Raw genomic sequence first — 9,275 nt, forward strand, 5'->3', positions numbered from 1 at the left:
GCGGCAGCCAGGGAAGCAGACGGACAGACGGGCGGGCAGACGGGCGGGCGATCAGGCTCAGCCCAGGGCCTGCCGCAGGTCGGCCAGCAGGTCGTCGGCGTTCTCGATGCCCACCGAGACGCGGATCAGGTCGGCCGGGACCTCCAGGGCGGAGCCCGCGACGCTCGCGTGGGTCATCCGGCCCGGGTGCTCGATCAGCGACTCGACGCCGCCGAGCGACTCGCCGAGGGTGAAGACACGGGTGCGGTCGCAGACCGCGACGGCCTCCTCCTCGCCGCCCCGCACCCGGAAGGAGACCATGCCGCCGAAGGACCGCATCTGCTTGGCCGCGATCTCGTGCCCGGGGTGCTCCGGCAGACCCGGGTAGAGGACCTGGACGACGTTCGGGTGCTGGGAGAGCATCTCGACGATCTTCCCGGCGTTCTCGCTGTGCCGGTCCATGCGGACCGCGAGGGTCTTGATGCCGCGCAGCACGAGCCACGCGTCGAAGGGCCCGGCGACCGCGCCCATCGCGTTCTGGTGGTACGCCAGTTCCTCGCCGAGCGCCTCGTCGGCGGTGACGAGCGCGCCGCCCACGACGTCCGAGTGCCCGCCCATGTACTTGGTGAGCGAGTGGACGACGACATCGGCGCCGAGCGCCAGCGGCTGCTGGAGGTACGGCGAGGCGAAGGTGTTGTCGACGACCAGCTTCACCCCGGCCTGCCGGGCCACCCCGGCGACGGCCTCGATGTCGGTGATGCCGAGGAGCGGGTTCGAGGGGGTCTCGACCCAGATCAGCTTGGTACGGGCGTTGACCGCGCCCCGTACGGCCTCGATGTCGGAGGTGTCCGCCACCGAGAAGTCGACGCCCCAGCGCTGCACGACCTTGGCGAAGAGCCGGAAGGTGCCGCCGTAGGCGTCGTTCGGGATGACCACGTGGTCGCCGGGGACGAGCAGCGTGCGCAGCAGGCAGTCCTCGGCGGCCAGACCCGAGGCGAAGGCGAGCCCGCGCCGGCCGCCTTCGAGGGCCGCCAGGTTCTCTTCGAGGGCGGTCCGGGTCGGGTTGGCACTGCGGCTGTACTCGTAGCCGCCGCGCAGCCCGCCCACGCCGTCCTGCTTGTAGGTGGACACCTGGTAGATGGGCGGGACGACCGCGCCGGTCAGCGGGTCGGCCGTGTTGCCCGCGTGGATCGCGCGGGTCTCGAAGCTCTGGTGGGAGTGCTGGTCGCTCATGGACCAGGAGCGTAGTGCCGTACGGGGGCCCGCCGCCCGCGATCCTCCCACCGGGCGTCCTGGACAATGGACGCATGGAGATTCTCTGGTTCCTGATCGCACTGGGGATGCTGTTCGGCGTCCTCGGTCCCTACGTGCTGCGTCGCCGCGCCGGGGGCATCCGTCAGGTCGCGCCGGGCACGCCCGACGCGGCGGACCCGGAGGCGTACGGATTCGCCCGCCAGGAGGAGCTGGACGTACGGCTCCCGGGCGCCGACGACGAACTCCTGCACGTCCTCGACGTCGTCCAGACCACCCAGGACTGGCGGGCGGCCTCCCGGCTGCTCGCCGACACCCCGAAGGAGGGCGAGGCGCGCTGGCAGCGCGTCCAGGCCTTCGCGGGCGCCGCCTCCCTTGAGCTGCGGGACCGGCCGGGCGTCGGCGGGGCGTGGCTGCGGAGCTGGCGGGCGGAGGCCCCGAAGGACGCGGGGGGCGCCGCCGTGCACGCCGAGTTCCTGGTGCAGCAGGCGTGGCGGTCCTCGACGGTGGGCACGGACGATTTCCGGATCATCCTGGAGGAGGCGCGGAAGGTCTCCGAGGAGGCGGCGCTGCTCGCGCCGGGCGACCCGGTGCCGTATCTGCCGCAGCTGGCGGTGGCGCGGGGGCTCGGCTACGGCCCCGAGCAGTTCGACCAGGTGTGGGCGCGGGTCATCGACCGGGCGCCGCAGCACATGGGGGCGCATCTGGCGGCCCTGCACTACTGGTGCGAGAAGTGGCACGGCTCGCGCGAGGAGGCCGACCACTTCGCGACGACGGCCGCCGCCCGCGCCCCGCAGGGCTCGCTGCTCGCCGCGCTGCCGCTGTTCGCGGTGCACGAGCACGTGCCGGACGTGGTGCTCGTGCAGGACTTCTTCCGTACGGCGGTGGTGTCGAAGGCGATGGAGGGCGCGCTGTACGCGGTGCGGGCGGCCCGCCCGGACGACCCGATGGCGGCGCACGTACGGCATCTGCTCGTCTGGTTCCTGGTCCGGGCCGAGCGCTGGTCGGAGGCGATGCACCAGCTGGTGCGGGTCGACGGGCACGTGGGCGCGGTCCCGTGGACGCTGAGCGAGGACCCGGCGGAGCTGTACACGGTCTTCCGGAACCTGGCGGTGGCGGGCTACGAGGCGAACGGCGGCAGCCCGGCGACGCTGCCGCGCTGAGGCTCCCGTGGGGGTCCAGTGTTGGGGGGCTCCCGTGGGGGGGCTCCCATGTGCGTGCGTGCGTGCGTGTGGGGGGGGAATCCCTCCCATCCCGTCCTTGTTGTGACGACTGCCGACGACCGTCGAGGAGAGATGCCGCATGTTCCTGTCCCGCACCCCCGTCCTCCCCACCCCCGAGCAGGCGCTGCGCGGACGTCCCGAGCCGGAGTTCGGCGTGCCCGAGCGCCACACCGTCCTCGGCACCCCGCTCGCGGGCCCGTACCCGGCGGGCCTGGAGGTCGCGGACTTCGCCCTGGGCTGCTTCTGGGGCGCCGAGCGCAAGTTCTGGCAGACCGACGGCGTCTGGACGACCCTCGTCGGCTACCAGGGCGGCTACACGCCGAACCCGGCGTACGAGGAAGTCTGCTCGGGCCTGACCGGGCACACCGAGGTCGTCCGGGTCGTCTTCGACCCGTCGAAGGTCTCGTACGAGAGCCTCCTGAAGCTGTTCTGGGAGTCGCACAACCCGACGCAGGGCTTCCGCCAGGGCAACGACGTCGGCACCCAGTACCGCTCGGCGATCCACACCCACACCCCCGAGCAGGCGGCGTCCGCCGAGTCCTCCCGCACGGCCTACCAGCGGGTCCTGACGGGCGCGGGCCACGCCACGATCACCACCGAGATCCTGCCCGCCGCCGACCGCCCCTTCTACCCGGCGGAGGCGTACCACCAGCAGTACCTGGACAAGAACCCGGCGGGCTACTGCGGCATCGGCGGCACGGGGGTCTCGTGCCCGATCGGGGTGGCGCGGGCCTGACGGACCGGTCCCCGGCCGGGGGCCGTCCGCACCTGTCCGGGGCCCGCCCGGGACCCGCGTAAAAGCTTCGGTCCCGGGTGGGCCCCCTGGTTACACTCGTTCGCATGGGTGCGTACTACTTCTTCCTCTGATTCCGGCCGTGGACACGGTCCGGTCCGTCGTCTCGGTGCCCGAGGGTGCGGCGGCGGGGTTCCGGTGTCCTCTCCCCCGGCCCGAAGACCGCCCGGCGATCAGGGAAGAACCCATGCGCGAACGCGCCCAATTGACCTTGAAGGACGTCTCCGTCTCCTACGGGGACCGGTCCGTCCTCGAACAGATCTCGTTCACCGTCCGTCCCGGTGAGAAGGCCGCCGTCATCGGTGAGAACGGCTCCGGGAAGTCCACGCTGCTCCGGCTGGTCGCCGGGGTGGAGCCGCCCGGACGCGGGGAGGTGACCGTACGGTTCCCCGGTGGTGTCGCCCGGCTCGCGCAGACGCCCGCCGAGACCTTCGGGCTCGGGCCCGGGGCCGTCGTGCGCGACGCCGTCGACGCGGCGCTCGCCGGACTCCGCGCCCTGGAACGGGAGATGCGGGCCGCCGAGGAGCGGCTCGGCTCCGCGACGCCGGACGAGCTTCTCGCGTACGGGGAGCTGGCCGCCCGCTTCGAGGAGCGGGGCGGCTACACGGCCGACGCGGAGGTGGCCGCCGCGCTGTCCGGCCTCGGTCTCGGCGGTGTCTCCCGCGAGCGGCGGCTCGGCACCCTCTCCGGCGGGGAGCGGGCACGGCTCGCGCTCGCCTGCGTCCTCGCATCGGGCGCCGAACTGCTGCTCCTCGACGAGCCGACCAACCATCTGGACCGGGCCGCCGCCGACTGGCTCGCGGAGCGGCTGCGCGGGCACCGGGGCACGGTGGTGACCGTCACCCACGACCGGGACTTCCTGGAGCGCGTCTCCACGACCGTCCTCGAAGTCGACCGGGACACCCGGTCGGTGATCCGGTACGGCGACGGCTGGGCCGGTTACCGCGCGGCGAAGGCGGCGGAGCTGCGCCGCAGGGCCCGGGAGCACGAGGAGTGGCGGGAGGAGCTGGCGCGTACGGAGGAGCTGGTGGCCTCGGCCGGGCAGCGTCTCGCCGGTTCGGGCAAGGACCCCCGGCAGGGCTTCGGCAAGCACCGTCGCTCCCATGAGAACAAGCTCTCCGGCCAGGTCAGGACGGCCCGCACCCGGCTCGACCAGCTTCGTCGCGCCCCGGTCCCGGCCCCGCCGGAGCCCCTGCGCTTCACCGCCCGGCTGAGAACCGTCTCGCGGTCGGGCCTGGTGGACGGCGAGGCCGGGAGGGGTGGGCGCGCGGGCCTCCCGCCGGGCTCCGGGGCCGACGGGCACGCCGGGTCCCCCGGCCCGCTCGTCGAGTTGGCCGATGTCGTGGTCGGCCGGCGGTTGCGGATCGAGGGGCTGCGGATCGCGGCCGGGGAACGGCTGCTCGTCTCCGGGCCCAACGGGGCGGGCAAGACGACCCTGCTCCGGGTCCTCGCCGGGGAGCTGCGGCCCGACCGGGGCACGGTCGTCCGGGCGGGCGGGATCGGCTATCTGCGGCAGGAGCCGCCCGCCGTACCGGCGTCGGAGCCGCTGCTCACCGCGTACGCGGCGGGGCGTCCCGGGCTGCCCGAGGAGCACGCGGAGGAGCTGTCGGCCCTCGGGCTGTTCCGGGTGGAGGACCTGGCGGTGCCGGTGGCGCGGCTCTCGGTGGGGCAGCGGCGGCGCCTTGAGCTGGCCCGGCTGGTGACCCGTCCGGCCGATCTGCTCGTCCTGGACGAGCCGACCAACCATGTGACGCTCTCCCTGGTGGAGGAGTTGGAGGCGGCCCTCGCCGTCTTCCCCGGCGCGGTGGTCGCGGTCTCCCACGACCGTCGGTTCCGGAGCGGGTTCGGCGGCGGGCGGCTCGAACTGCGCGGGGGCCGGGTGGCGTAGGGACGCGGAACGGCCCCCTTCCAGTCGGGAAGGGGGCCGTCTCGTGGTGTGCGGGCGGGGTCAGGCGGCCGAACCGGCCTTCCACTCCGACCAGTTCATGTTCCAGCCGTTGAGGCCGTTGTCCGGGGCGATCGTCTTGTCGTGGGAGTTCTTGACGATCACGACGTCGCCGATCATCGAGTTGTCGAAGAACCAGGCGGCCTGCTGATTCGGGTCGCCCGCGCCCTTGACGTCGGCGAGGCCCACGCAGCCGTGGCTGGTGTTCGCGCTGCCGAAGATCGAGCGGGAGCCCCAGTAGTTGCCGTGGATGAAGGTGCCGGACGTGGACAGGCGCATGGCGTGCGGCACGTCCTTGATGTCGTACTCGCCCTTGCCGTCGGAGTCGGTGAAGCCGACGGTGGCGCCGTTCATCCGGGTCTCCTTGAACTTCTCGGAGATCACCATCTTGCCGTTGTAGGTGGTGTTGTCCGGGGATCCCGCGGAGATCGGGATGGTCTTGACGGTCTTGCCGTCCTGCGTGACGGTCATCGTCTTGGTGGCGACGTCGACGGTCGAGACCTGGTTGCGGCCGATCTTGAAGGTGACCGTCTTCTGCTGGACGCCGAAGATGCCGGGGGCGCCCTCGACGCCGTCGAGGTCGAGCTTCAGGGTGACCGTGGAGCCCTCGGTCCAGTAGGCGTCGGGGCGGAAGTCGAGGCGCTGGGAGTTGAACCAGTGCCCGACGACCTCCTGGCCGGAGCTGGAGGAGACGGAGACCGCGCCCTGGACGGCCTTGCGGTCCTTGATCGCCTTGTTGAAGGTGATCGAGACGGGCATGCCGACGCCGACGGTCGAACCGTCCTCGGGCGTGAAGTTGCCGATGAAGCTGTTGGCCTTGGAGACGGTCGTGAACGAGGAGTTCTCGTGGGCTTCGAGACCGGTCGCGTCGACGGCGGTCACGGCGATCTTGTAGACCGTGGCCCGCTTCAGCTGGCCGGTGGGCTTCCAGCTGAGACCGTCGGCCGCTATCTCGCCCTTGACGGCGTCGCCCTCGGCGGAGGTCATCGTGACCCCGGTGAGCTTGCCCTCGGCGACCGTGACCTTGGCGTCGTTGTTGATCGACGCGTTCTGCACGCCGTTCTTCGGCGAGATGGTGATCTGCGCCTTGGAGGTCTTCTGCGCCGCCGCCTCGTCGACCTGGGCCTGTGACTCCGGCTTCGCGGAGCCGGAGGCACCTGCGGCGGCCTTGTCCCCGTCGTTGCACGCCGAGAGCACCAGCATGCCGCTGAGCACTGCTGCCGCGGCGGCCAGACCCCTGCGGCGGCGCTTGCCGTCCGTCATCACACGCTTCTCCATCGTCGCCGGTTCCCTGTCGATATCTTCCAGGAACTCCATGACACCCCGTCCGGTTCCGGACGCGGGGCGTTTGTGGGGAACACCACTGACCGACACGCATGTGCGAGCCGCCCGGTTCCACGCGTCCTGGCGGATCCGGCCATCCTCCCGCGAGATCGGGCCCCGGGACAACGCCCCGGGGCCCGATCGGCAGGAGGTCGCCCGCCCTACGGCCGGTCGTCGTCTTCCTCGTCCCCATCTTCCTCGCCGAGGTCCCACTCCAGGGCATCGGGGTCGTACTCGATCTCCTCGCTGCTCCAGGACGCCTGGACCATCTCGATCCCGGGGACGTCACGGATCAGGTCGAAGGGCTCGACGAGGTAGGCGAGGGCCTCGGCGCCGTCCTCGCGGGCGGCGGCGCGGGCGTGCACCCGCTCCTCCTCCGGCATGAACTCGTCGGCGTCGATGCGGGCCTCGGCCGCCTCGGTCAGTTCGGCCGGGCCGTCGATTTCCAGGACGACATCGACACGAAGGCGGACATAACGTGGTGACTCAGGTGTGCTCATGAGTCGGAGCGTAGGCGCCTGCGGGGCCTCGGCTTTCCCGCGACCCGCTGAGTTCATTAGCATCGGCGCGTCGACCAATTCGCGGTTTCCGCAAGGGGGATCGAAATTTCCGTGTCCGCCGCCCATCGCCTGCTGCTGACCGCGACCGTCGCGGCCGCGCTGCTGTGCGCCCTGTGGTTCGTGCCGTCCGCGAGCGCCACCGACGAGCAGGGAGGTGCCCGTACGGGCGCGACCCTGGAGGCCCCCGCCCCGGGTGGCACAGGGCCCTCCGAGGACGGCCGGGACTCCACCGTCTACTTCCTCGGCGGTACGGCCCTGCTGGGCCTCGGCGCGACCTCCGTGACCCTTGCGATGCGCCGGCGGGGGCGCGCGTCCTGACCCGGCCGGACGGCTCCCGGACCGCCGCCCCCGGGACCGGCGGCGCCCGGACCCCCGGGACCGGTGGCGCCCGGCCGTCTCACTCCCGGCTCACGCCAGCGGGCCGGTGACCGGCTCCACCGCGGTGAGCACCCCGCCTTCCCGTACGAAGGTGTCGGCGGCGGCCAGATCGGGCGAGAGGAAGCGGTCGGGACCCGGGCCCTCGACCCCCGCCGCGCGCAGCGCGGCGATGACCGCGCGACTGGCGGGGGCGGCGGTGAGGCCCTCGCGGAGTTCGATGCCCCGGGTGGCGGCGTACAGCTCGACCGCGAGGATCCGGTTCAGGTTGCCGACGGCGGTGCGCAGCTTGCGGGCGGCGGACCAGCCCATGGAGACGTGGTCCTCCTGCATCGCGGAGGACGGGATGGAGTCGGCGGAGGCGGGGACGGCGAGCCGCTTCATCTCGCTGACCAGGGCCGCCTGCGTGTACTGGGCGATCATCAGGCCCGAGTCGACCCCGGGGTCCTCGGCGAGGAACGGCGGCAGTCCGTGCGAACGGTTCCGGTCGAGGAGCCGGTCGGTGCGGCGCTCGGCGATGGAGCCGAGGTCGGCGGCGGCGATGGCGAGGAAGTCGAGGACGTACGCGACGGGGGCGCCGTGGAAGTTGCCGTTGGAGCGGACCTGGCCGTCGGCGAGGACGACGGGGTTGTCGACGGCGGCCGCCAGTTCGCGCTCGGCGACGAGCCGGGCGTGGGCCAGGGTGTCCCGGCCCGCACCCGCGACCTGCGGGGCGCAGCGCACCGAGTAGGCGTCCTGGACGCGGGGCGCTTCGCCCGCCTGGGCGTGGCCGGTGAGGCCCGAGCCCCGCAGGACGGCGAGCATGTTGGCGGCGGAGGCGGCCTGGCCGGGGTGCGGGCGGATGGCGTGCAGTTCCGGCTCCAGGACCTTCTCGGTGCCGAGGAGGGCTTCGAGGGAGAGCGCGGCGGTGACGTCGGCCGTCTTGTAGAGGACGTCGAGGTCGGCGAGGGCCATGAGCAGCATGCCGAGCATGCCGTCGGTGCCGTTGAGGAGGGCGAGGCCCTCCTTCTCCTTCAGCTCGACGGGGGTGATCCCGGCGGCGGCCAGCAGCTCCCCGGCGGGCCGTACGGTCCCGTCCGGGCCCTCGGCGTCGCCCTCGCCCATGAGCGTGAGGGCGCAGTGGGAGAGCGGGGCGAGGTCGCCGGAGCAGCCGAGGGAGCCGTACTCGTGGACGACGGGGGTGATCCCGGCGTTGAGGACGTCGGCCATGGTCCGGGCGACCTCGGGGCGGACGCCGGTGTAGCCGGAGGCGACGGTCTTGAGGCGCAGGAACATCAGGGCGCGCACGACCTCGCGCTCGACGCGGGGGCCCATGCCGGCGGCGTGCGAGCGGACGATGTTGCGCTGGAGCCGGGCGCGGAGGTCCTGGCCGATGTGCCGGGTGGCGAGCGCGCCGAAGCCGGTGGAGACCCCGTAGACGGGTTCGGGCTTGGCGGCGAGCGCGTCGACGACCTCCCGGGCGGCGGCCAGCGCCGCCACGGCCTCGGCCGACAGCTCGACGCGGGCACCGTGACGGGCGACGTCGAGGACGTCCTGCGGGGTCGTGCCGGACGTGCCGAGGACGACTGTCTGCATATCCATATTCAGCACCCTACGGATTGAAGACCGCCATGTCACTAGGTCGCTTCGGCGGCCCGCGCGGGGCCTGAGCCGACCCCGGACCGGTCCCGGACCGGCCTTGGACCGGCCTTGGAGCGGCCTCGGGCGGGGGCTGGGTGGGGCTGGGCGAGTGCCGGGGGGCCGGGCGAGGCCGGGCGAGGGCTGAGCGAGTGCCGCGTGGGGCTGGGCGAGTGCCGGGGGGGGCGGGTGGGCGCCGGGGGGCCGGG

The 9,275-nt window shown here is 73.0% G+C and carries 8 protein-coding genes; 4 read left to right on the forward strand and 4 right to left on the reverse strand.

Annotated features, from left to right (window positions below; all coding sequences use genetic code 11):
* Positions 1-57: 57 nt before the first annotated feature.
* Positions 58-1,212 (reverse strand): cystathionine gamma-synthase, encoded by a 1,155-nt coding sequence (locus BU197_RS25925; RefSeq protein WP_188270723.1) that lies wholly within the window; start codon positions 1,210-1,212, stop codon positions 58-60.
* A gap of 74 nt (positions 1,213-1,286) precedes the next feature.
* On the opposite strand from BU197_RS25925, the gene BU197_RS25930 reads away from it, so the two are divergent.
* From BU197_RS25930 to BU197_RS25940, 3 genes are all read left to right on the forward strand, one after another.
* A complete protein-coding gene (locus BU197_RS25930; RefSeq protein ID WP_188270724.1) occupies positions 1,287-2,393 on the forward strand; it encodes a hypothetical protein in 1,107 nt (368 codons plus the stop codon).
* Between the two features lie 139 nt (positions 2,394-2,532).
* Positions 2,533-3,189 (forward strand): peptide-methionine (S)-S-oxide reductase MsrA, encoded by a 657-nt coding sequence (msrA, locus tag BU197_RS25935; RefSeq protein WP_188270725.1) that lies wholly within the window; start codon positions 2,533-2,535, stop codon positions 3,187-3,189.
* Positions 3,190-3,433: 244 nt separating this feature from the next.
* On the forward strand, positions 3,434-5,134 hold the full coding sequence (locus BU197_RS25940; RefSeq protein ID WP_188270726.1) for an ABC-F family ATP-binding cassette domain-containing protein: 1,701 nt from the start codon (positions 3,434-3,436) through the stop codon (positions 5,132-5,134).
* Positions 5,135-5,194: 60 nt separating this feature from the next.
* Here BU197_RS25940 and BU197_RS25945 read toward each other — a convergent pair whose 3' ends face one another.
* Both BU197_RS25945 and BU197_RS25950 read right to left on the reverse strand, forming a co-directional pair.
* Positions 5,195-6,469 (reverse strand): Ig-like domain-containing protein, encoded by a 1,275-nt coding sequence (locus tag BU197_RS25945; protein ID WP_188270744.1) that lies wholly within the window; start codon positions 6,467-6,469, stop codon positions 5,195-5,197.
* Positions 6,470-6,675: 206 nt separating this feature from the next.
* A complete protein-coding gene (locus BU197_RS25950; protein ID WP_188270727.1) occupies positions 6,676-7,014 on the reverse strand; it encodes a hypothetical protein in 339 nt (112 codons plus the stop codon).
* A 111-nt stretch (positions 7,015-7,125) separates the two neighbouring features.
* Between BU197_RS25950 and BU197_RS25955 the strand changes: the two genes are divergently transcribed.
* Entirely contained in the window at positions 7,126-7,392 is a 267-nt protein-coding gene (locus tag BU197_RS25955) for a hypothetical protein (RefSeq protein ID WP_188270728.1), read from the forward strand.
* Between the two features lie 90 nt (positions 7,393-7,482).
* Here BU197_RS25955 and hutH read toward each other — a convergent pair whose 3' ends face one another.
* Positions 7,483-9,024: a histidine ammonia-lyase gene (gene hutH / locus BU197_RS25960; RefSeq protein ID WP_188270745.1), complete on the reverse strand. Its 1,542-nt coding sequence runs from the start codon at positions 9,022-9,024 to the stop codon at positions 7,483-7,485.
* Between the last annotated feature and the right edge of the window lie 251 nt (positions 9,025-9,275).

The organism is Streptomyces sp. CBMA291, from assembly GCF_014596525.1.
Classification (GTDB): Bacteria; Actinomycetota; Actinomycetes; order Streptomycetales; family Streptomycetaceae; genus Streptomyces.

What these genes read in the sequence shown, in the direction of transcription:
- BU197_RS25925 (WP_188270723.1), bottom strand. Translation starts at nt 1,212, where the DNA reads ATGAGCGACCAGCACTCCCACCAGAGCTTCGAGACCCGCGCGATCCAC.
- BU197_RS25930 (WP_188270724.1), top strand. Translation starts at nt 1,287, where the DNA reads ATGGAGATTCTCTGGTTCCTGATCGCACTGGGGATGCTGTTCGGCGTC.
- msrA (WP_188270725.1), top strand. Translation starts at nt 2,533, where the DNA reads ATGTTCCTGTCCCGCACCCCCGTCCTCCCCACCCCCGAGCAGGCGCTG.
- BU197_RS25940 (WP_188270726.1), top strand. Translation starts at nt 3,434, where the DNA reads ATGCGCGAACGCGCCCAATTGACCTTGAAGGACGTCTCCGTCTCCTAC.
- BU197_RS25945 (WP_188270744.1), bottom strand. Translation starts at nt 6,469, where the DNA reads ATGGAGAAGCGTGTGATGACGGACGGCAAGCGCCGCCGCAGGGGTCTG.
- BU197_RS25950 (WP_188270727.1), bottom strand. Translation starts at nt 7,014, where the DNA reads ATGAGCACACCTGAGTCACCACGTTATGTCCGCCTTCGTGTCGATGTC.
- hutH (WP_188270745.1), bottom strand. Translation starts at nt 9,024, where the DNA reads ATGCAGACAGTCGTCCTCGGCACGTCCGGCACGACCCCGCAGGACGTC.